At 59.5% G+C, this 20204-nt stretch carries 13 protein-coding genes and 1 tRNA gene; 6 read left to right on the top strand and 8 right to left on the bottom strand.

Annotated features, from left to right (window positions below):
• Positions 1–189: 189 nt before the first annotated feature.
• The 5 genes from H1B37_RS20800 to larC all read right to left on the bottom strand — a co-directional run bounded on the left by H1B37_RS20800 (position 190) and on the right by larC (position 8815).
• The gene (locus H1B37_RS20800; RefSeq protein WP_182868574.1) at positions 190–1101 is read right to left on the bottom strand and encodes a PH domain-containing protein; all 912 of its coding nucleotides are present in this window, start codon (positions 1099–1101) and stop codon (positions 190–192) included.
• 757 nt (positions 1102–1858) lie between these two features.
• Positions 1859–1930 (bottom strand) — tRNA-Gln (locus tag H1B37_RS20805).
• Between the two features lie 499 nt (positions 1931–2429).
• Positions 2430–5747: an efflux RND transporter permease subunit gene (locus H1B37_RS20810; RefSeq protein WP_182868575.1), complete on the bottom strand. Its 3318-nt coding sequence runs from the start codon at positions 5745–5747 to the stop codon at positions 2430–2432.
• A complete protein-coding gene (locus H1B37_RS20815; RefSeq protein ID WP_182868576.1) occupies positions 5744–7423 on the bottom strand; it encodes an efflux RND transporter periplasmic adaptor subunit in 1680 nt (559 codons plus the stop codon). The genes H1B37_RS20810 and H1B37_RS20815 overlap by 4 nt, the downstream gene beginning before the upstream one ends.
• 195 nt (positions 7424–7618) lie before the next feature.
• Positions 7619–8815, bottom strand: a complete 1197-nt coding sequence (gene larC, locus H1B37_RS20820; RefSeq protein ID WP_182868577.1) for a nickel pincer cofactor biosynthesis protein LarC — start codon at positions 8813–8815, stop codon at positions 7619–7621.
• Positions 8816–9185: 370 nt separating this feature from the next.
• Between larC and ykgO the strand changes: the two genes are divergently transcribed.
• Positions 9186–9338, top strand: coding sequence for a type B 50S ribosomal protein L36 (ykgO, locus tag H1B37_RS20825; RefSeq protein WP_094417406.1), 153 nt, complete (start codon positions 9186–9188; stop codon positions 9336–9338).
• Between the two features lie 440 nt (positions 9339–9778).
• Here ykgO and H1B37_RS20830 read toward each other — a convergent pair whose 3' ends face one another.
• Complete coding sequence (locus H1B37_RS20830; protein WP_182868578.1) at positions 9779–11581, bottom strand: arylsulfatase; 1803 nt, start codon at positions 11579–11581, stop codon at positions 9779–9781.
• A 184-nt stretch (positions 11582–11765) separates the two neighbouring features.
• On the opposite strand from H1B37_RS20830, the gene nth reads away from it, so the two are divergent.
• The 4 genes from nth (at position 11766) to H1B37_RS20850 (ending at position 16942) form a co-directional block, all read left to right on the top strand.
• Entirely contained in the window at positions 11766–12419 is a 654-nt protein-coding gene (gene nth, locus H1B37_RS20835) for an endonuclease III (protein WP_182868579.1), read from the top strand.
• 100 nt (positions 12420–12519) lie between these two features.
• A complete protein-coding gene (locus H1B37_RS20840) occupies positions 12520–13893 on the top strand; it encodes a UTP--glucose-1-phosphate uridylyltransferase (protein WP_182868580.1) in 1374 nt (457 codons plus the stop codon).
• 102 nt (positions 13894–13995) lie between these two features.
• Entirely contained in the window at positions 13996–14910 is a 915-nt protein-coding gene (locus H1B37_RS20845) for a PIG-L deacetylase family protein (protein ID WP_182868581.1), read from the top strand.
• 193 nt (positions 14911–15103) lie between these two features.
• On the top strand, positions 15104–16942 hold the full coding sequence (locus tag H1B37_RS20850; protein ID WP_182868582.1) for a sulfatase family protein: 1839 nt from the start codon (positions 15104–15106) through the stop codon (positions 16940–16942).
• On the opposite strand, the gene H1B37_RS20855 is transcribed toward H1B37_RS20850, so the two are convergent.
• Both H1B37_RS20855 and H1B37_RS20860 read right to left on the bottom strand, forming a co-directional pair.
• Positions 16911–18050 (bottom strand): hypothetical protein, encoded by a 1140-nt coding sequence (locus H1B37_RS20855; RefSeq protein ID WP_182868583.1) that lies wholly within the window; start codon positions 18048–18050, stop codon positions 16911–16913. The two genes, H1B37_RS20850 and H1B37_RS20855, sit on opposite strands and share 32 nt — an antisense overlap.
• Positions 18050–18283, bottom strand: coding sequence for a hypothetical protein (locus tag H1B37_RS20860; protein ID WP_182868584.1), 234 nt, complete (start codon positions 18281–18283; stop codon positions 18050–18052). Before H1B37_RS20860 ends, H1B37_RS20855 begins: the two co-directional genes overlap by 1 nt.
• 119 nt (positions 18284–18402) lie before the next feature.
• Here H1B37_RS20860 and H1B37_RS20865 point away from each other — a divergent pair, with 119 nt between their 5' ends.
• Positions 18403–20202: a glycosyltransferase family 2 protein gene (locus tag H1B37_RS20865; RefSeq protein WP_182868585.1), complete on the top strand. Its 1800-nt coding sequence runs from the start codon at positions 18403–18405 to the stop codon at positions 20200–20202.
• Positions 20203–20204: the final 2 nt, after the last annotated feature.

Raw genomic sequence — 20204 nt, forward strand, 5'->3', positions numbered from 1 at the left:
GATCGCCCTATATCACCAGCTCGGAAAGCTGCCGGAGCCTGATTTCACCCACAGATTCTGCGGATGAGGTAAATTTTCTTACCTCCCGATCCCACCGGCGACCAAGCGGACGCAGTCGCGACAGAGCAGGCAGAATGATCCGGGGCAGAATGATGAGAGCATGCCGTCAGACTTGATCGGAAGCTGTCGCTACAAGCTGGACAGTATGTCGGCCTTCTTGACGTCAAACTCTTCTTGAGAAATCAGGTCCGCATCAAACATCGCTTTGAGTTGGGTAAGCCTTGCTGTCAAGTCGTTGGAGGGAGCGGCGGGCGTTGGGGCGGCAACCGCGTTGTTGACAATAACCCCGCCTGCTGCATTGCGGTCTTCTTCCATTTTGCGAGTGCGGCGGTACTCGCGCATGATTTCTTCTCGTTCCTGCCCAACACGGTAGACGCTTCGGGCCTGTTCCTTTGGAAGGTGATCGATTTTTTCGGTGTGCCCATTATTCCCGGTGACGTGAATCGTGGCGCCGACGATTCCTTCCGAGATATGAATGTCGCTAACGTCGAGCCATGGCACGTCGACCATGTTCACTCTACCGAGCGTCTTGCTCCGAAAAATGATCACGCGACGATCCGTTAAGACGATCGCGTCGGGCGAGGCAAGCGAAGGAAGGTGCTGCACCGCGATGTATTCGGGCGTCTCTGAATTCGTGCAGATCTTCTCAACTCGCGTTAGCAATTTACCCACCGTTTTAATTGGCTGACCCTCAGACACGAATCTTGCGAGTTTTGAATCGACTGCTGGTGTAGGCGGGACATTGGCGACCGTCGTAGCCTCAGCCGTGGGCGTCGTGACTGCCGGCAGTACGTGCGGTTTCGGGGGCAAAGGCGGGATCTTGGACCCGGCTCTGCCCTCAGGATTGTGCGTCGTAGTTGGCGACGACACTGGCGGTTTCCTTGCTTCAGGCGGAAGCAGTTCGGATTTTGCAACCGAAGCTCCGATCAACTTTTGAGCCGTTTTGCAGTTTGGACACTTGGCAAATGCACCCGTTTTTTCCGTTGGAAACTTGATTCCTTTACCGCATTTTTTACAGATCATGCGCGATATGTCAGACATTCAAATCCTCGTCGTCTCTCAGTCCAAAACCGTTGGGGACGAATATCATACACCGACCTTCGTGGCGGTGGGGGTCGATGACTAGCCCATGCGCAAGCAAAGGAGGGGGGCGGTATTTTTCTGACGACCATCAGCCCCACGACCTACCGTCGCCCTTTTCGTTCGTCCGTGCAGCAAAATCAGTTTTCCAAAGGGGAATCCCCTGGGGGCTTGGAGGCGTTTACGGATTGCCTGGGACCATCTGAAGTCTCGCTTCGGATCGCGGTCGTCATTTGGTGCATGCACGATCGGTCCGTCAGCGAAAGGAGTCGTGTCGTCTCGTGAGTGTTTTATGTGTGGGACGCACCTCCCCGCTTTCCGCTCAACACCCCGATCGGAATGTTGGTCAAAAAATGCAGTCGCGGTGCAGGTGCGGTTCCTTCGCCGGCCGCATTTTTTGACCAACCCATTTTTTGACCCTTCTCCGATACCAACCGCGAACTCGGCACGAGAAGACAGTTGCACACAAACGCTCGGGCGGCGATCCGCAGAATCTTCTTACCGACAAAATCTTCCTACCTCCCGATCCCACCGGCGACCAAGCGGACGCAGTCGCGACAGAGCAGGCAGAATGATCCGGGCATGCTGCCGGTGCGTCCCGACCTCCGGGCTCAACGCCATGCCCCTTTTTTCAGCCCCTGCGGACGAATCATCCCGTGCCCTCCGGACCCAACGAAAAAAGGCCCCCTGCTGACTGCAGGAGGCCTTTTCTGGAGAGCTACCCCGCTAGGACTTGAACCTAGAATGACTGAACCAAAATCAGTAGTGTTGCCAATTACACCACGGGGTAGTGACTTGCGTCTGATGGCGGAAGTTTAGCAACTGATTTCCATCTGCTGAATAGGAGTCGGCAAGATCTTTTCAGGTTCGCGAGGGAAAATTTGTCGCAGGGGGGGCTCGGCGGCCGCAAATGGCATGGAATTTTTCCTCAGCTTCGCCGAATTGGGCTGGCGGAGGACGCCGGGATTGGTTTCGCGGCAGAGAATGCGGGTGGGGCGTGGGAGCATCCGCGGTCGCCCCTCCCTTCCCAGGCGAGGCGGTTTTTACGACGTTGAATGTCACCGGGTTTCACTACTTTCCCCGGTCGCCTGGACCACAAGGAGGTCTTTGCCCACGGATGGTGTGTGGTCGGTGATCCGTGGGTTCGCGCTGCTATCGGTGGGCTTATTCGTTTTCCCGAGACCTCTGCCCCGAACGCACCACCTCTTCCAGGCAGGGTTGTGTTTTCACGTTCTACCGATGCTGGCTCGATACACTCGGCCTTCGTGGAAATCGAGGGATTCCGTTCGTCACGACGCCAGTCCCTGCTCGGTTTCGCCATTGGATTCGGCGGCGAAGTCGAGCGGGTCGGGCATTTTTTCGCGGGTGATGTGCAGGTCGTGCAGGAGTGCTGCGGCCGAGTTGTACGCTCGCAGGTACAGCGTGTAGAACACCGGGACGAGGAACAGGACCAAACCGGTCGCCAAACACAATCCGAACGCCAGTGAGGCCGCCATCGGGATCAGCAACTGGGCCTGGAAGGAACGCTCCAACATCAACGGGATCAATCCGGCGATCGTCGTCATGCTGGTCAGCAGGATCGGTCGGAAACGTCGCTGGCCGGCATCGGCGAGTGCTTCGGTCGGCGGATAGCCTTCGCGGACCCGGACGTTGATGAAGTCGATCAGGACGATCGAATCGTTGATCACCACTCCCGAGAGCGCGACCAGTCCGAACATGCTGAACAGCGTCAACGGCAATCCCAAAATCGCGTGCCCCCAGACCGCACCGATCATCCCGAACGGCACGATCAACAGGATCAAGATCGGCTGGACGTAGGACCGGAACTGGATCACCAGCAACACGTACATCGCGATGATCGCGATCCCGAACCCGGTCATCAAACTGCCCACCGACTCACGACTCTGTTCGGCTTGCCCTTCCCAGCGCACTTGCACCCCGGGGTACTGTTTGGCCATCTCGGGCAGGTAGTTGGCTTGCAAGTCCGCGATGATCAGCGACGAGTTGGCGGTTTTCCAATCCAGATCGGCGCTGATGGTGATCGAACGTTGTTGGTCGACACGGTTGATTTCTGAAAAGCCGCGTTTCAGCGTGACTTCGGCCAGCTCTTCGATCGGGTGTTCATTGCCGGCGGGGTCGCGGACACGGATCTCGCGAAAGTTCACTAGCGAACGTCGCTCTTCCTGCGGATAGCGGACCATCAACTTGACTTCGTGTCGTCCGCGTTGCAACCGCATCGCTTCGGCGCCGAAGTAGGTGTTGCGGACGGTATTGCCCAGATCCATCGGCGTGATCCCGGTGGCCAGCGCGCTGTCTTTGACGCGAAACTGGAACTCCCATTTGCCCGGCGTGTTGTCGTCGGCGATATCGAACACGCCGTCATAGCTGGCCAGCTGGGCTTTGACCGCTTCGGTGGCCTGCAACAGTTGTTCTTCATCGTCGCTGTCGGCCAGCAGTTTGAATTCGATCGCCTTGCCGCCCGGGCCGACGCCGACGCTGCCGTAGGTGACGCTTTCCACCCCGGCGAACTCACCGGACTCGGCACGCCACATCGCGAGCAGGTCTTTGCTGTGGATGTTGCGAATGTTGGTGTCATGAAGCTCGGCAAAGATCTGTCCGACGTTGCTTCCCGAGCCGCCGCCGCCGGCCGGATTTTGCGTGTTGGTCGTGTTGCCGACTTCGCGATAGGTCAACCGCACGGGACCGGAGATGACGTCGTTGCTGCCCGGATAGATCGTCTTGATGTCGGCATTTTCGTCCGCCGCACGGGCCTGGGCGACGCGCCGGCTGACCCGGCGAAGGGCGCGTTCCATTTCCCGCGTCGCACGATCGGTTTCGATCGCCGGCGTGCCATCGGGAAACACGATCACCGCTTGCAGAAAGTTGTTATCGGATTTGGGGAACAAGATCGAAGGCACGATGCCGCCGCGGATCATCCCCCAGGTGCCCAACGCCATCATGATCGAGACGGCAATCGGGATCATCGGGTAATGCAAGCTGAATCTCAGCGCGGGCGCGTACATCCGGTTGCAGACGAAATTTAATCCGCTGGCGAACTGTTCCCCCAGCCATGCCAACAGCAACCCGAGCGGTCGCAATGGGTAGGAGACGATCTCCAGCACGCGAAAGAACCCGGTGTGCGGATGTGCCAGGTGGCTGGGCAAGACAAAGATGCTTTCCCATAGCGAAATCACCAGCATCGCGATCACGGCGAAGGGGATCACGGCCATGAATTTCCCCATCACTCCGGAGACAAAGAACATCGGTGCGAAGGCGATGATCGTCGTCATGATCGAAGCGGTCACCGAGGGGAAAACTTCCATGGTGCCATCGATGGCCGCCTGTTTGCGCGTCTTGCCCATCTGGCGATGGGCGTAAATGTTTTCGCCGATCACGATCGCATCGTCGACGACGATCCCGAGTGCGACCAGAAAACTGAACAGCGAAAGCATGTTCAACGTTTGGTCCCCCAAGGCCAGCGCCGCCCCGGCGCCCATGATGGAGACCGGGATTCCCAGTGCGACCCAGAACGCCAGCCGCATTTCCAAAAATAGCGTCAGCACCAGGAACACCAGCAACAATCCCTGCAGCCCGTTGCGTCGCAGCAGGTCCAAACGCCCGCGGACCTCGGTGCTGGTGTCGCTCCAGATTTCGAACCGGTATCCGGCCGGCAGCGATTTGTCGGCGACGTAGGTTCGTACATCGTTGACCATCGCCAGCAAGTCTTCGCTCTTAGAGCGTTCGACATTGACGACCATCGCGGGTTCGCCGTTGATTTCACCGACCATGGTGGAATCTTCGAATTCATCCTTCACGCTGCCCAAATCGCCGACGGTCAGCACCACGCCGTCGGCCCGGGTGACGATCGGCAACCGCTTGATCTCTTCGCCGACACGCCCCTTGTTCTTGGCCCGCAACAGGATCTCCTGGCCTTCGGTTTTCAATTGCCCGCCGGGCAGTTCGACGTTGTGGGTCCGCAAGATCTCGGCGACCTGTGTCAGCGTCAGATCGTGGCTGCGGAGCGTCGCTTCGGGAATCTCCACATCGATCTGGTACGGCCGGGTGCCCATGATGGACGCCGACGAGACGGTCGGCAGCATCAGCACATCGTCGCGGATTCCTTCGGCGATCTCGCGCAGCTTTAACTCCGCCTCCTGCGAGCGGTCTTGCGGGCCGATAATCCCGATCCGAATGGCGGCGTCGCGGAACGTGATCTGTTGGATTTGTGGGTCTTCGGCCAGGTCCGGAAAGCTGGGGATGCGATCGACTTCGCGATCGATTTCCGCCATCACCTTTTGGACATTCTTGACGTCCGAACGAAGTTCGGCCAACACGTACGCGCCGCCTTCGCGGGCGATCGACGTGACCTTCTTGATACCGTTGATCGAACGAATTGATTCTTCGACCTTTTGACAGATCGCCTCTTCGCAATCTTTCGGTGTCGCCCCCGGATATTCGACGGTCACCATCACGACTTCGAGTTCAAATTCCGGAAACACTTCCCGGCGCATTTGAACCAACGAGAGCGCTCCGATGATCATCAACGCCATCATCAACACGTTCATGCCGGGCCCGTTGGTGATGGCCCACGTGATCAATCGTCTCATTCTTGAATCTCTGCTCGCGCCGGCAGCCCTTCTGGCGGAATCGAATCGAGCGGTGACACGACGACATAATCGCCGCTGGCCAAGTCCGACGTGTCGGTTTCGCAAACCCAAAGCCGGTCGGGCGACTGCAACGACGGAGCAAGATCGGCGTCCAGTGCCGCGGCGTCGTGCAGCCGGAGCGAGTCGATCGGGAACACCGATCGCGAGTATTTGACCAGGCCGGCTTTCCAGTCGGCGGGGTCAAAGGGTGGCTCGTCGACGAGGTCATCTGCATCCGGCGTGTCGGCACCGGCGGGCTGGTCGCTGGCCGCGGGCGGAGTTGCCGAGGGGGCCGACGGAGCCGACTCGGCGGCTTTCTTGGCCGCGGCGATCCGCTCGGCCAACACCGATTCGTTTGCGTAGAATTTCCAGACGCGATTGCCCGGGCGAAGCGCTTTGGCGGGAATCACGACCAGTTCGGATTTCGGTTGCAATTGCAAACGGACGCGGACGAACATGCCTCGCAGCAACGCGTTGGTCCGATCGGCGACTTGTCGGTCACCTTTTTGGTCGATGTAGTGCGTCGGGTCGTCGACCAACAACCGCACCGGCACGGTCCGCGTGTTGGGATCGATGCCGATGCCGTCATAGGAAACCAGGGTGCCTTTCCAGCGGTGCACGGTTCCCGGGCGGCCGGCGACTTCGTATTCGATGATCGCGTCGGTTTGGGGCAGGTCATAGGGGGCGTCTTGCGTCGATCCGTTTTGGTCCAACACCCAGTGCAGCTGGTCCATCCGCATGCTGGCGGCGACCTCCACTTTCCCCGTGTCTTCGATCGTGACCAACGTCGTGCCGCGATTGACAAACGAGTTCACGTCGGCTTGTTCACTGACGATCACCCCGCTGATCGGCGCGGTGATGACGCATCGTTTCAGATTGACTTCGGCCACACGCAACTGGGTCGCGGCGAGTTGTTCGGCGGCTTCCAAACGCAGCCGGCGGGAACGCAGCAAGTCCAGTTGGTTTTCGAGGGTTACGAGTTGTTGATTGGCTTGCAGCAGCGCGCTTCGCGCCTTGTCGACTTCGGCTTGACTGGCGAACGTCTTCAGTGCGGTCTGGCGATCGACCTCCTTCTGCTGCAATTTGACGTCTTGGCGGGCGATTTCGATGGACCGCTGAGTGTTCGCGATTTCCTGGTCGTTTTCGCTGATCGCGCGGTACTCGCGATCGCGTTGGTTCTTCAGCCGTTCGACTTCCCATTGGTAGTCCTCTGGATCGATCTTCATCAGAATCTCGCCCTCGGTCACGATCGAACCGGCTTCGCAATTGGCCGATTTTTCGATCACCGTGCCTGCTACTTCGGATGCCACACGGGCTTCGCGAAAGGGGACGACCGTGCCATCGATCACCAATTCAAGTTGTTGGCCGGTCTCGGCGAGCGAGCGGACGCGTGCGACGCGGGTCGCCGGCAAAGATTTCAAGATGGCGGTCGCCGAAGTGTCCGGCGGGGGCACCGGTTTGGCTTCGGCCACACCAAGGGAGCGTACGATCAGCGCCCCGCCGAGGACCAACAGGATCGGAATGGCGATGTTGAACAGCAAGAACAGATCCCAGCGGCGAGGTCTGGAAAAGTGGTGGGGGGAAGCCGCCGAGTTCACGACGTCGTAACCGCTTTGACCACCGGCTTTGGCAGGCATGGGGGAGGCGCCCGCACCGCCCCTCGCTGGGGCGGACGCACCGGCGCCCTCGGCTGGTTCGGATTCTGTCGTCAGTGGCATTGGGGGGCGGCCCATCCAATCATTCGAGTGTGAGAAGCAATAAGGTCGTTGGCAGTGGATCGCAAAAGTATAACTCGGGGGCGAATTCACGCCCGCGGGATGACGCCACAAAGATCAGTCGTTGGGCCGAGTGGCTTCGGCAAGCCGGCGGATTTCGAGCGTCGACAGTGAACATTCATTCGCCAGGCGGCGGGCGTCGTCATCCTCGACTTTGACCCGCTTTTTGCCGCCGGGCAGCGTCACCGACTTGGCTTTGACCGGCCCCAACGAGGTGTCGATCGTGATCGATTCGCGCGGCAGCGTCTCGCGGTCAGCCGGGTAGCGTCGAATCCCGATCGATGGCGTGTGGACAAAGATCAACTCTTCCATCGCCGCGATTTGATCGCCGCGCGTGATCACCGACAGCACCACCCCGCTGCGACCTTTTTTCATCGTGCAGGGGGTTTGCGTGACATCGAGTGCCCCGGCGTCCATCAATCGGTTGACACAATCGGCGATCTGTTCACCGGTGGCATCATCCAGGTTCGTTTCCAGCACGACGACCTTGTCATGATGGACGTGAGAATTTTGCAAGGCCGATTCGCCGTCGCCGCGGTGACCGAGCAACACGCGAAGCATGTTGGCCTGGTCGGGCAGATCCATCGTGCCGGCGCCGTACCCGATCGCGTCGACGACCATCGCGGGGATCGGCCCGAAATCGCTGCACAGTTCCTTCAGGATCGCCGCGCCGGTCGGCGTGGTCAGTTCCTTGGCGATCGAGCAGGGGGCGATCGGGATGCCACGCAAGATTTCGGCGGTCGCCGGTGCCGGAACCGCCACCAACCCGTGGTCGATTTTGACCGAACCGGTGCCGGTCGGAACCGGCGACGCCATCGCCGACGTGATGCCCAGGTTGGTGATCGCCACGGCAGCGCCCACGATGTCGGCGATCGAATCGATCGCCCCGACCTCATGAAAGTGGACTTTTTCCAGCGTCGTCCCGTGCACCTTGGCCTCGGCGACCGCGACGTGGCCGAAAATCCGTTTCGCCAGCGACTTGGCCGACGCCTCGATCTCGCCGGCCGAATCGATCATGTCGGTGATGTGATGCAAGTGCCGATGGGCATGCTCGGGTGGGTGCTCGATTTTCACCGAAACGGCACGAAAACCGCATTTTTTGACATCACCGGTGACGATCGACAACTCCGGCAATCCCATCGATCGCACCGCCGCTTCGATGGCCGCCGGGTCCGCCCCCAAGTCGAAGAGGGCTCCCAGCGTCATGTCGCCGCTGATTCCGCTGAAACAATCAAAATAGGCAAATTTCGTCATGGACGGTCGATCGAGGAGGAAAGGGGAACAATCGGTTCCGAAGGAATTGGACGGGCACGCCGGATCACCCCTCGCCCCTCCCCTCGCTTCACTCGACCCTCCCTGAAAAGGAGGATTCCGTCAGTGGGACGAGGTGCCCGAAACCTTGGAAATCGGGGATCCATCCCGCACGACCGGCTCGTGAAGGTCACCTGATAGGGTCGCTGTACGAAGGTCGCTGTATGAAGGTCGCTGTACACAGTGATCCGGTGTCGTTATACTCCGCGACCCTCCAAGCGACCATGGATCGCGAGAACCCGGGGAGAGGCCTCGGGGCACAGACACAGAGTACCAGCGTTCGTTCCAGAGCGCCACCCGGTGAGAGATTCCGATGAAAGTTGTCAGCAGCATTGGCGCATTGAAATACCGCCACCCCGATTGCCAGGTCGTCAAGCGACGTGGCCGAGTCTACGTGATTTGCAAGAGCAACCCGAAATTCAAGGTCCGCCAAGGCGGCGCGAAGGTCAAAAAGACCCGCCGTTAGGAACTCAATGGTCGGCGAAGGCTGGCGACTGCGTCAGGCAGGCGTCGGTAAATCGCCAGCCAACCGAATGGATTGCCAACATCGGCAGCCGGATGCGGCTGCCGTTTTTTCGTGCGCGGCATGCCCCCGTTACCCGATTGGGGGAAGAAGATTTCGGGGGGGGTATGAAAACACTGCGATGCACCATCCCTATGACGCGGAGAATCTTCTTACCTCCAAATTCTTCCTACCTCTCCACCCCGCCGCCGCATCCTGGCAGGTCGATGCAAATCAGAGGAGGGAGGGCAGAATGATGAACGGCCCGTCCGTTTGTTTCCAGGCCGCTCTCTATCCGTGGGTACGCCCTGCCATCGGTGGGTTGATTTCGTTTCCTCTGGATCCCCTCCACCGCTGGCCGCCTCGGGGCGGACGCCATTTCGATCCGTCGTTGCGGTCTCCATTCAAAGCTTTTCGACGTACGCGAAATAGGCACCGAAGACTTCTCCCGAGTCGGTTTCGAAGGTCGCGGTCATCGTCGTCGTTGCGGGCTTCAGATCCAGCTCAAAGACGACTTCCTTGGCCCCTTCGGGCACCGACGCCGACGTTTCGATCTCGCCGATTTTCAACGTGGCCCTTGATGCCGCGACCGCCTTGCCGGGCGTCTCTCGAAACGCCTTCTGGCCTGGTACCGGCGGGCCGGGATCCAGCGGGCTTGCGATCGGGCGATCGATTTCTTGGGGCCAGCGTCGCAAGCGGACGACGTATTTGCCGCCTTCGGTGATCTTGACGTTCCAGAATCCGGTGTTGGCATCACCGTTCATCGCCGCTCGCACCTGACTTTGATTCCACGGGGTCATCCGCGTGGTGATCCAGTCGTGACTGGTCAATCGCGCCGGATTGTCGGCGGGATGTCCCAGATGGATTGCGGTCGATTGATCAAACGTGGGCTCCAACTCCGCCCACCAATCTTCATAAAAGTTTCGCAATCTTTCGACGACATCGGGGTGTTGGGACGACACGTCATTCTTTTGTCCCGGGTCGGCATCGATGTCGAATAACTCGTTTCCGTTGCACAACCGCCAACGGTCGGTCATCACGGCCGAGCTTTTCCATTTGATCGGGTCTTTGACGCGTTGCGAGTCGGTGACCAGGATTCGATCGGGCCAATCGGTCGCTTGATCAAAGATCAGCGGCGAGATGTCGACACCGTCAAATCGGACGCCTTCGGGCGGTGCGACGCGGCACATCGAGATCAACGTCGGCAGCACATCGACGTAGCCGGTCAAGGTATCGACGTCGCGTCCGCCGACCAGATTGGCATCGGGCCAGCGAATGAACAGCGGCACACGGTGTCCCCCGTCATAGTGGCTGCCTTTCCTGCCACGCATCCCGGCATTAAAGACTTTGTCGCCTGACGAGGTGCCGTTGTCGGTGGTGTAGATGAAAATCGTGTTGTCAACGATCTTCATGTCTTCCAACAGCCCGAGCAGTTGGCCGACGTTTTCGTCGATGTTGGCGATCATGCCGTAAAAGTTCGCCAGGCCGGTCCCCAGGTTGGCGTAGGGTTCGCTGTACTTTACGGGCGAGTGCATCGGGCCGTGTGGCGCGTTGGTCGCGATGTAGGCCAGAAACGGTTTTCCGGCCGCATGGGAATCACGAATGAACTGTTCCGCGTAATCGAAAAACACATCGGTGCAGAACCCTTTGACCGGAGTCACCTTGCTGTTGTGCCAGTAAGATCCGTCGAAGTAGGCGTTGTCCCAGTGATCCGGCGTCTGACCGACTCCGCCGCCACCGTGCCGCATCACTTCGGTAAATCCACGGTCCTCGGGGCGATAGGGATAGTTGTCCCCCAGGTGCCACTTGCCGAACATCCCGGTCTGGTAACCGGCTGCCGAGAACACATCGCCCATCGTGACTTCGTTTTCCCGCAGCATCGATCGGCCCATGATCGTGTGCCACACGCCGGTGCGGTTGGTCCAGTGACCGGTCAGGAAGGCACAGCGGGTGGGTGAGCAGGTCGGGGCGACGTGATAGTCGGTCAACCGCACCGAATCGCGGTGCAGTTGGTCCAGGTTGGGCGTTTGGAGAATCGGGTTCCCATGGCAGGACAAATCGCCATAGCCTTGGTCGTCCGTGATCACGATCACAACGTTGGGGCGTGACTGTTGCGCCGAGGCCAATCCGCCGGAAACGAGTGTCGCGGAAAGGGAAATGACGACGATCAAGGCTGCGACGGCCCAGCTTCGGGATTGCCAATGCATTTCGATCAATCTCTAGGGTGGAGGGACAAGCGGGGAATGCAGGGCGAGGGACGCCCGCCGGGCCTAGTTTAATCGATATCAGCACTGGCTATCAGCTCACGCCGAAAACCCTATGATTTGTCGATTCGATCCCTGCTGAAAAGCGTCTCCCACTCTCCTGATCCGACACCATCGATCCGCCGAAATGCTGAAAAAAGAACGTGCCGCACTCGTCCGTCGGCGACTGGAGGACCTGTACCCCGAGACGCCGATTCCGTTGGACCACACCGATGCGTTCACCCTGCTGGTCGCCGTCCTGCTGAGCGCCCAGTGCACCGACAAGAAAGTCAACGAGGTCACGCCCGAACTGTTTCGTGTCGCCGGAACGCCGGAGAAGATGGCCGCACTCGGACAAGAAAAGATTTTGGAGATCATTCGTCCGCTGGGACTGTCCAAGCAAAAGGCGAAAAGCCTGGACGGTCTGTCCAAGATCCTACTCGAAAAGCATCGCAGCCAGGTCCCGCAGACATTTGAGGAATTGGAGGCGTTGCCGGGCGTCGGCCACAAGACCGCCAGCGTGGTGATGTCCCAAGCGTTCGGGATTCCGGCGTTTCCCGTCGACACGCACATTCACCGACTCGCGCAGCGCTGGGGGCTTTCCAGCGGCAAGAGTGTGGTCCAAACCGAACAAGATTTGAAGAAATTGTTTCCGCGAGATTCCTGGAACAAACTTCACCTGCAAATCATTTTCTACGGGCGAGAACACTGTACCGCGCGGGGCTGTGACGGGACCATATGCGACCTTTGCCGCGAGCTTTATCCGAATCGAAAAAAGCCGGTCGTTTTGAAAAAGGCGTGATGGCGAACTCCTCCCCCGAACGTACTTGATCTGATCTGCCACTCGCCTTACACCTATAAAACTATCGGTTCAAATCTTTCCTCCGTCGACGCATCTAAACATGTCTTCCAACTGGCCCGCTGTTCAAGCCGTTCTCGACAACGCCGACGTCCCCGACATCGTGAAGGGTTTGTTCCGGCAACATTACGAAAAACTTTGTTCGGGCGCAGAGAGTTTCATTCGCGAAGCGGAAATCCGCCCCGTTTCCGATGTCGTCGATGCCGAAACGCTTCCGCCGGCGATGCAAGAAGCCGGACGGGCAAAACTCGATTCGGTCGCGGTGCTAAAACTCAACGGCGGGCTGGGGACGTCGATGGGATTGGAAGGCCCCAAGTCGTTGCTGCCTGTGCGTGGCGAAGATTCCTTCCTCAGTTTTATCCTTCGCCAAGCCGAATTGCTGTCGGTGCCGCTGGTGCTGATGAACAGTTTTTCAACGTCAGAGCAAACCGACGAAGCGATCGCCGCGCATGGCGATCTCGATGTGGAAGTCATCTCGTTCCTGCAGCACCAGGTACCCAAGATCGATGCCCAAACGCTCCAACCCGCCGTCTGGCCGGCCGACCCATCGATGCAATGGTGCCCTCCCGGTCACGGCGACATCTACGCGGCCCTTGTGACCAGTGGAACGCTTGGGCGGTTACTCCAAAAAGGACGACGTTATTTGTTCGTTTCTAACGCGGACAACCTGGGTGCGACCTTGGACCTGAGCATTCTGGGACACTTCATCGAAAGCGGCAAATCGTTCTTGATGGAAGTCGCCGACCGAACGGCCGCGGACCGTAAAGGAGGTCACTTGGCGCGTCGCGCGGACGGACAATTGTTGCTGCGTGAAAAAGCTCAGTGTCACGGCGACGAAGAAGAACAGTTTCAAGACATCACCACGCACCGTTACTTCAACACCAACAACTTGTGGATCGATCTGGTCGCGCTTTCCGATTTTCTGAAATCCAACGATGGCGTGGTCTCGCTGCCGACGATCACCAACCGCAAAACGGTCGATCCGAAAGATCCATCGTCGACGCCGGTCTACCAGCTTGAAACCGCGATGGGTGCCGCGATCGAAGTGCTGCCGGACACCGATGCGATTCGCGTTCCCCGCTCGCGATTCGCTCCGGTCAAAACAACCGGTGACCTGATCGCGGTCCGCTCGGATGCCTATGAAGTCCGCCAGGATTTTTCGGTGGGACTGATCGCCCAGCGTAACGGCGTACCGCCCCACGTCGCCCTGGACGATCGCTACTTCAAAAAGATCAGCGACCTCGATCAGCGGTTCGCCGATACGCCGTCGCTAAAGACCTGCGAGACGCTAAAAGTCACCGGGAACCTGAATCTCGCCTCGGGCATCAGCATCCAGGGCACCGCAAATCTGGTCGGTAGCGAATCACCCGCCACCGTCCCCCCGGGAAGTTACGAAGGCGACCACACGTTCGCGTGATCCCGCTGACCTTTTCACGCTGCATCGCGAATCCGGCTATGATTGCGACTGGAGAGTCTGCCTCTCCAGCAATCCTTCCCCTCACCCCGCCGGAGTCCCGCCATGCGTTTGTTGTTGCTGCTGTGTTTCGCCACGATCACGATATCCGCCGGACAGCGTTTGGCCGGCCAGGAACCGTCCAAGCCGCTACGAATCATTTGTTTCGGTGCCCATCCCGACGATGCGGAATACAAGAGTGGCGGGACGGCGGCGTTGTGGGCGGCGCTGGGGCACAAAGTCAAATTGGTTTCGGTCACCAACGGCGACATCGGTCACTGGAGCATGGCCGGCGGTCCGTTGGCCACACGCCGCGCCGCCGAATCGGCCAAGGTCGCCGAGCGGTTGGGTGTCGTCAGCGAGGTGCTGGATATCCACGACGGTGAACTGGAACCGACACTGGAAAACCGGCGCAAGATCACCATCTTGATCCGCCAGTGGGATGCCGACATCGTGATTTCCCACCGCCCCTGGGACTACCACCCCGATCACCGATACACCGGCGTGCTGGTCCAAGACGCCGCGTACATGGTCGCCGTCCCGTTCTTCTGCCCCACGACGCCGCCGCTGAAAAAGAACCCGGTCTTCCTTTACTCCAGCGATCGGTTTCAAAAACCCTACCCCTTCGAAGCGGACATCGTGGTGGACGTGGACAGCGTGTTCGAACAGAAAGTCGATGCGTTGACCGCGCTGGTATCCCAAACCTTCGAAGGCGGCGCGTTGGGAAGTGCCGACAAGATGGCCGCCGCTCCGCCGGAATCCAAACCCGAGTTGCGTCGCCAGTGGCTGCGTGACAAATGGGTCAACCGGCAATCGGCCGAAGCCAATCGGTTCCGCAGCGGGCTGATCAAGTGGTACGGTGAAGAGCACGCCCAGCAGGTCAAGTACGCCGAAGCCTTCGAGATTTGCGAGTACGGCCGCCAGCCCAGCGACGACGAGATCCGCCAGCTGTTTCCGTTCCTGCCGGCATCGAACGAGTAGTCGGACGGCGTGATGTGGTCGTAGCCACGCTCGCCAGAGCGTGGACAGCGCGGAAACCACCTTCTGGCGAAGGTAGCTACATTTGAATAGCGATTCGCGCTGTTTCTTCGGTAAACTTGATTTCCTGACAGAGCCAGGGCCGTACTTCGCAAACAGCACCAATTGGCCCGCTTGCCCCCAACCGGATCCCGACATGTGTCATCGATTCATCCTTTTGTTCTTGATCGCACTGTTCACGCCATTGTTCGCCGCCCCGCCCCTCTGCTGCGTCGCCGGAAAACCCAACCTGTTGATCGTCACGGTCGACGACATGAGTTGCGATTCGGTCGGCGCGTTCGGCTGCAAACTCAAGGGCACGACGCCGAACATCGACGCGTTGGCCGCGGCAGGCTTGCGTTACCATCACGCCCACGTGCAAGTCGGCAACTGCTACCCCTCACGCAACGTAATGTTCTCCGGGCGTTACCCGCACAACACTGGGGTCGAGGGGTTCTATCAAGTCAAAAACCCCGACTATCCGCACATGGTCGATCTGATGAAACAGGCCGGATACTTCGTCGCCATTCGCGGCAAGGTGTCTCATTCGACTCCCTACCAGCCCTATGGCTGGGATGCGGATCTGACGATTTTGGAGGGTGAGCAACAGGACACGAAGAATGCGGAGTCGTATTACAAATCGACTCGCCATGGCATCGCGCTTGCGAAGCAGGCCGACAAACCGTTCTGCATCAACATCAACATTTCCGATCCGCACAAGCCGTTCTACGCGATGGGCAAACAGGGTGCGATCGTCGAGGACTCCAACGTTCCGTCGCGAGTGTTCACCGCCGACGAGGTTCCGATCCCCGGGTTCTTGTTTGACCATCCCGACGTTCGATTGGAACTGGCGCATTACTATTCGTCGGTACGTCGCGCGGACGACTGTTTCGCCGCCGTCATGAAAGCGCTCCGCGAGTCGGGACAGGACGAAGAAACCGTCGTGGTTTTCCTGTCCGATCACGGGATGCCGTTGCCGTTCGCAAAGACGGCACTTTGGAACCACAGCACGCGGACCCCGTGGATCGTCCGCTGGCCCGGTGTCACAACGCCCGGCGCGATCGACACCAACCACATGATTTCTGCGGTCGATTTGTTGCCGACCCTGCTGGACATCGCCGGGATCGATCACCCCGACGGCTTTGACGGCCGATCCTTTTTGCCGACGCTACGCGGCGAGCGACAATCCGGACGCAACATGGTTTACAAAGTCTACAACGAGAACTCCGGCGGTAATCGCAGCCCGATGCGAAGCGTCCAATCCAAACGGTTCGGTTACCTGTTCAATCCCTGGTCCGACGGCAACCGTGTCTTCCGCACCGCCACCACGGGGACGCTGTCCTATCGGGCGATGGTCAAATTGGCACCGACCGATCCACAAATCGCAGCTCGGATGGAATTGTTCCAGCACGGCGTGCCCGAAGAGTTTTATGATTACGAAAACGACCCCGATGCGCTGGTGAATTTGATCGATGATCCCCACTACGCCGACGAAATCGCCAAACACCGCGCGGCGATGCGTCGGTTCATGGTCGAGTCGGGCGACCACGCCCTGGCAGCATTCGAGCATCGCGACGACAAGCAATTCGTCAGCGACTATGTCGACAAAGTCCAAGCCGTGGCGGACGCGCGGCGGGCGAACCGACGTGGCAAAAACGCCAAACCCAAACCGAACCCCAAACTGTTTCAGTGGCAGGTTCCTCGGCGGACAACTCCAGGCAGCGAGTTCACCGTCACCATCACGCACCGGCTGCCCCAATCGTTGGGCGAGCAGAAATTTCACGTCACCATCAAAGACGCCAGCGGCAAACGGATCGAGCGACTGATTCGTTCCGCATCGGGGCAGGGTGAGTTGGACGTGACGTTCACCATCCCCGAGAATCTGGCTGGGAAAATGATCTCGGCCGCGGCCTTCGTCGGCGAGGAATTTTCCAACAACCTGATGTATCGCACCGTCGACGACATCAAAGTTGGCGGTCCAGCAAATCCCCGATGAACCGATCGGCGTGCCGTGAGTTGACCGCACGCGCCAGGTTCCAGATCGTACTGACCGTTCCGATGTGTTGGACCAGGCTGGGACTGGGCAACAGGATGGGAATTTCATTGGCCACGGCGATCTGACCGACCACCACATCGATTCGGGCCAGCCCCTTTCCCTCGGGCAACATCCGGTGCTGGTAAACCAGTGGCGAGGTTAGGATTTGCCGGAGTGCCTCGGGGGAAAACGCGAACGCCACCGCCCCCCAGACCCAGCGATCGGAAAACCGATGCCACCCCACCGACGCTTGGGTGTAGGCTTTGCTGCAGTACAGCGACGCGATCCAAGGCCCGTCGTCCGGCCAGAGCACGCTTTCCAAGTAGTCTCGCATCGCCGGAGTGCCCAGAAATAACGCGTCATCCTGGACCATCAGGTAGGCATCCGCGTTGGGATCCCGCATGAACAACTCGTCCAGGGACAACTTGTAATTGGGAAACGCCCCCACGGCCGGATTGCGACGGCAGGCGACGAGCGGTACGAGCGACGGCGGAATCTCCATGTCACCGTCGACGAACAACCGCGGATCACTCCATCCGGATTTCACGATGGAATCGACACTGCGCTGCAACGTCGGCAGTCGCCGCGCAGCAGTGGTGACGCCGACGGCCCAGGTGGCGACGTTTCGTTTCGATCCCGAGAGTGGCGTTTCGGGGCGAGGCAGAAGCCGGGCGATGGTGTCGACGGTGACCGCCCGAAGGTGGTCGTACGATTTGCGTCCCCAATCGACGCAATCATCTTCGTCGGCGTCCACGGCCGGCAATGACCGTTCGGCCCAGCGATTCAGTCCCTTGGCCGTTTCGAGATCGCATCCAGGGACACCGTTTTCATCAACCACCTGTTCGGACAGCGCGTACAACAGCGATGCCACGATCGGGTTCAAATCACTCTGCGACGGCGGATAGGATTCGCAACAGGCACGACAGGCCGCCGGCGGAACATGCAATCCCGCGTGGTTTTCAATTCCCGAGATGCTTTTCAACAGGCCGCAGAGGGCGTAATCCTCGCCCTGCTGGGGCGAAGCGACCACTTCGCGATGTCGACAGCTTTCCGGCGACCGACATTCCATCACTCCGATGCGGCGACGCAGGCGGTTGCCCGCAATTGACCGACAAACTTGCCCGCCACCGTCGGGGCCGGCCCTGCGATCGCATCGCCGACGGCACAATGCTTTTTGATCTGCCACGCGGTGCCATCGTACCGCCACAGCGTGTAACCGCGACCTTCGGTGACACTTGAATGCGGCGGGGCCGATGAATCTTCGTTTCGGACCGGAGAGACAATCGCTGTTTGAATCATCATTTGTTCCCTGCGTTCAATGCACGCGAAATCGATGCCCATCACTATGCCCTGCCCGCTAGCATAGGCCATTTGATACCTGCCCAACAAACCCTCAAAACACATTTTCGATAATTGTCCCCATGAATTCCGGAAACCTGAACTGCCCCTTCCGCATCCGCCCACGCCGTCAAGGCAGCGGAGAGGTTGCGACGTGTGGGTTGATTCGACAGTTGTTGCCGGCCGAATCCGGCGGCGGGACGAATGATTTTTGCGAGGTGTCGCGCGACGCTTGCGAAGCTTGCTCGGGATCCACTCCGGTCGCCAGCAGTTTTGTCAACGGCGTCTTTCCGTCAATCCTGAATGAAGCCTGCACGCGGTTTCTGCACAGCGGGTCCTCCGGCGGCGCGGATCTAACTCGCCGCGCGAGGGATCTGCTGCAGATCAGCGAAGCGGCAATTGTTTCGGAAACGACGGCGGGCGAGCGGCGTCTGGCCAGCTGCGACGTGTACCTGTGTTGCGACGATGCCTCGGCGGCGACGCGGCGTTCGATTGAAAGCTTGCTGGCCCAACAGAACGCCGCCGTCAATCTGCACTTGATCCTCAACGGTCCCGGTGCCCAGGTTTTGGCCGGCGACTATGCGACGACCTGGAATGTGCATCTTCACCGCCCGGCCACTCCGACGACGTTATTCGCGGCGGTCCATGAACTGGCGCCCCGGGCGAACAGCGAATTCCTGGCCCTGCAACATGCCGCCGCAGTCGCCCTGCCCAACCGCATCGCCAACGCGGTCGGCGAGTTGTGTCGCATGGGGGCCGACGCGATCGGGTCACCGCTGTTGACGCCCGCCGGTGAGGTTGCGGCGACCGAGCCGACGGAAGTGTATCAATCGACAATCCCGTGGCCCACGTTGGTCATGCGGCGCAGCGCGTTCATCGATCGAGGCGGATTTGCGGACCGTAATTCGGATCCAGATGTCGAATGGATTTATCGAGCTCAACGGTCCGGCGCCAAGATACGCGTGTTGCCACTGCCGTCGGTGCAGCTTCATCAAGGTTGGCAACCGCCACGGCTGGGCCCGTCTCCGGCTTACGTCGAACGCTTAGGGTCACTCCGGCATCACGCGATCGGATACCGGTCATCGACGGTCCCTTGCGACGTCGTGATCCCGGTCTATGGCCAGTTGGACCTTGTCACGCAAGCGATCGAAAGCATCATCGAGCAACAGGGCGCCGAGCCGGTCATCCATTTGATCGACGATGCCGGACCGGAAAACGTCGACACGCTGTTTCGCTATTGGGGATCGCTGCCGAATGTGCGGCTGTATCGTAACCGCCGGAACGTGGGGCAATACGTTTCCTTTAACAATGTGTCACGCTACTTTGAAACCGATTTCGTCGCGGTCCAAGACGGTGACGACATCAGTTTGCCGCATCGGCTGCAGACGTCGGTCAATCTGCTTGAAAGTTCAGACGCCGACTATTTTGCCGCGACGATGGAACAATTCGCCGACTCGCGCTCCGAGCAAGCGATTGTGGATCGTCAGCCGTTTCGTCGATCCTACACTCCGTACGGCAATCACCTGCAATACTTTGCGATGAATCCGACCGCCTGTTTCCGCGTCGCGACGTTTCGGCATTTGGGCGGCTACAGCGATTTCGGTGATCGCGACCGCAACCGTTGTGGCTTGGATTCGGAATTCATGATCCGGGCATATTTCTCCGCCGCCCGTTTCGCCATTTCAAGTTCCGTTGTCACACGCTACCGCGTACATCCACAGTCGGCGACGAAAAACAACGAAACGGGGTTCGGAACCGAGGTGCGAACATTTTCGATTCAGGAATGTCGCCACCGGGCCGCGATGTATCAATCCGCGGCGTTTGACCCCCGTGCCTTCGGCGCGTTGGGCCGATACCGCGACGTGACCGAGCGGATCGGATAGGT

The sequence above is a fragment of the Stieleria mannarensis genome (genome assembly GCF_014154935.1).
Lineage (GTDB): Bacteria > Planctomycetota > Planctomycetia > Pirellulales > Pirellulaceae > Stieleria > Stieleria mannarensis.

Excerpts from the sequence above, each read along its gene's own strand:
- ykgO (WP_094417406.1), top strand. The coding sequence starts at position 9,186 with ATGAAAGTTGTCAGCAGCATTGGCGCATTGAAATACCGCCACCCCGAT.
- H1B37_RS20810 (WP_182868575.1), bottom strand. The coding sequence starts at position 5,747 with ATGAGACGATTGATCACGTGGGCCATCACCAACGGGCCCGGCATGAAC.
- nth (WP_182868579.1), top strand. The coding sequence starts at position 11,766 with ATGCTGAAAAAAGAACGTGCCGCACTCGTCCGTCGGCGACTGGAGGAC.
- H1B37_RS20840 (WP_182868580.1), top strand. The coding sequence starts at position 12,520 with ATGTCTTCCAACTGGCCCGCTGTTCAAGCCGTTCTCGACAACGCCGAC.
- H1B37_RS20845 (WP_182868581.1), top strand. The coding sequence starts at position 13,996 with ATGCGTTTGTTGTTGCTGCTGTGTTTCGCCACGATCACGATATCCGCC.
- larC (WP_182868577.1), bottom strand. The coding sequence starts at position 8,815 with ATGACGAAATTTGCCTATTTTGATTGTTTCAGCGGAATCAGCGGCGAC.
- H1B37_RS20850 (WP_182868582.1), top strand. The coding sequence starts at position 15,104 with ATGTGTCATCGATTCATCCTTTTGTTCTTGATCGCACTGTTCACGCCA.
- H1B37_RS20860 (WP_182868584.1), bottom strand. The coding sequence starts at position 18,283 with ATGATGATTCAAACAGCGATTGTCTCTCCGGTCCGAAACGAAGATTCA.
- H1B37_RS20855 (WP_182868583.1), bottom strand. The coding sequence starts at position 18,050 with ATGGAATGTCGGTCGCCGGAAAGCTGTCGACATCGCGAAGTGGTCGCT.
- H1B37_RS20800 (WP_182868574.1), bottom strand. The coding sequence starts at position 1,101 with ATGTCTGACATATCGCGCATGATCTGTAAAAAATGCGGTAAAGGAATC.
- H1B37_RS20815 (WP_182868576.1), bottom strand. The coding sequence starts at position 7,423 with ATGCCTGCCAAAGCCGGTGGTCAAAGCGGTTACGACGTCGTGAACTCG.
- H1B37_RS20865 (WP_182868585.1), top strand. The coding sequence starts at position 18,403 with ATGAATTCCGGAAACCTGAACTGCCCCTTCCGCATCCGCCCACGCCGT.
- H1B37_RS20830 (WP_182868578.1), bottom strand. The coding sequence starts at position 11,581 with ATGCATTGGCAATCCCGAAGCTGGGCCGTCGCAGCCTTGATCGTCGTC.